This is a genomic window from Ectobacillus panaciterrae DSM 19096, assembly GCF_000430785.1.
In the GTDB taxonomy this organism is placed as follows: Bacteria; Bacillota; Bacilli; order Bacillales; family Bacillaceae_G; genus Ectobacillus; species Ectobacillus panaciterrae.
Window position 1 is genome coordinate 1 of the sequence record NZ_AUMR01000183.1, and the last position, 1,915, is coordinate 1,915.

The window sequence follows — 1,915 nt, forward strand, 5'->3', positions numbered from 1 at the left end:
AAAACAAATGATCACGATTCCAATTATAGAAAGAGTCTATGAAGAAGATGGAGAAATTAAATTCGAGATATCAGGAGAACAAGATGTTCCCCTAGATTGGTTAGAGAAATGAGAAAAGGAGCGTAGGCTCTTTTTTTATTTTATCGGTATAAAAGAGCCTTCTTTCTTGGCAGAACTCCATTCTCAAATAATGCCAACAAATAAAACAAAAAGTTACAAATAAATATATATTTATTATAATTTGTTTTTTTACACTTTTATTATAATGATATCCAACAAAAAAACGGACATTTCCTGTCCGTTTTCAAGATTATAAAAAACAATTGTTTTTTATAATCTAAATCATTAAGTTGATGGCAGTGTGGCGGTACCCCACGTAAGATTTTTCACTTTCATATAATTGCACTATTGTAGCTTAAATAGACAAACCATTAAGCTATAAAAGCAAACATAATATAAAAGTAAGAGCCAATACCATAGGCGATAAAAGCAACTATTGTAATGAACCAATTTTCTTCATACTTTCGTACATACTTTGAAAGTGCCCAAAGAAAAAGTAATATGATTGATTGAATTGCTACGGCTTGTAATGCACCCATTAGTGTAGGTTCCGTAACAAAGATTATCCATACGCTTGAAAACATACGTATACTAACAATGGTTATTGCGATAATTGTCTTACTATAAGTTGCTTTTATATTAGTCAAACAATAATCTTGGAGCATGACAATTAACGTTAGTAATATTCTTAAAACCAAAATCACAACAAATCCTAAAATCCCTACCAACACTCTTAGCTCCCCTTCTTAACTTTATCGACGTCTTCCTATAGCGTTAGAAGCGCGCATAAGTTTTGCTTTTGTAGACTTGTTAAATGCTTCTATTCTTTTTTTCTTTGCTTTAGCCATCCCTTCTAAACGAGCGCCAGGAGTCCTTTTAAGATGTTTTATTGGATTTTTCATAAAGCGTTTTATATTGCTTGTTGCTTGCCTGAATGAAGGTCTGTAATCCCTTTTTTGAACTATTCTTCCCAAAGCCTTTCCCTTGGATATAAATCCTACTGTTCGTCCTATTCCTGCCCATGCTACACCATTAAGGGCTCCTTTTCCTGCCGCTTTGAGACCACCTTTCCAAGTATACCCCTTATTTCGATTTTGGTATAAATATTTAGCTACTCCAGTAGCAGCACCAATACCACCAGCAACAGCCCACCATGCTACATGACCATCTGGATCTGTCATCATCACTGGATTATTATCTCCATACGTATACCCATTCTGCGTGACAGGATCATCCTCATCACCTGGATCTGGGTCTGCTGATAAGAATACCCCATGACCTGGGTTATAGTAACGTGCTATTAAATAATACATGCCGATTTCTTTATCATACATGTACCCTGCATATCCAAATGGATTATCTGCTGCTATACCTTGTGCAGTGTTCTTTAATACATTCCCCCAAGTATCGTATCCATACTGTGCTACTACATTGCCATTTGCATCTGTCATTGCAATGACATCGCCATGCGGATTGTAGTGATAATATAGTGTTTGACCTTGAGACTTCATCGCAACGCGAACACTGTCTACTCCATATACATATTGACGAAGAACATTTCCATTCGTATCAGTTTCATACAAAACGTTAATGCTGTCTCCATCATAATGATACCGAGTTGTTTGACCATTTACTGTTTTTTCAATACGACGTCCATCGTCATCATACTTGTACGTCGCATATGGCGTACTCTCGCCTTGCTTCGTAATTGCTACAAGCCGGTCATCTTCATTCCATGTATATTTATACTTGGGGTAGTACCACATCGCCATCAACCTAAGCGAGTAATAAGTCCTATTTTGTATGTAAACCATTTATTTTTTATTCATTTAGCTACCAAGATGTAAAAATGTCC

General features: G+C 35.9%; 1 protein-coding gene and 1 pseudogene. Both read right to left on the reverse strand.

Features of this window, described 5'->3' with window-relative positions:
* Window positions 1-431 precede the first annotated feature (431 nt).
* Window positions 432-791 (reverse strand): hypothetical protein, encoded by a 360-nt coding sequence (locus tag H540_RS0122095; protein ID WP_028402417.1) that lies wholly within the window; start codon window positions 789-791, stop codon window positions 432-434.
* A gap of 21 nt (window positions 792-812) precedes the next feature.
* Window positions 813-1,811, reverse strand: a pseudogene (locus tag H540_RS30655) (RHS repeat domain-containing protein); the annotation flags it as partial.
* Window positions 1,812-1,915: the final 104 nt, after the last annotated feature.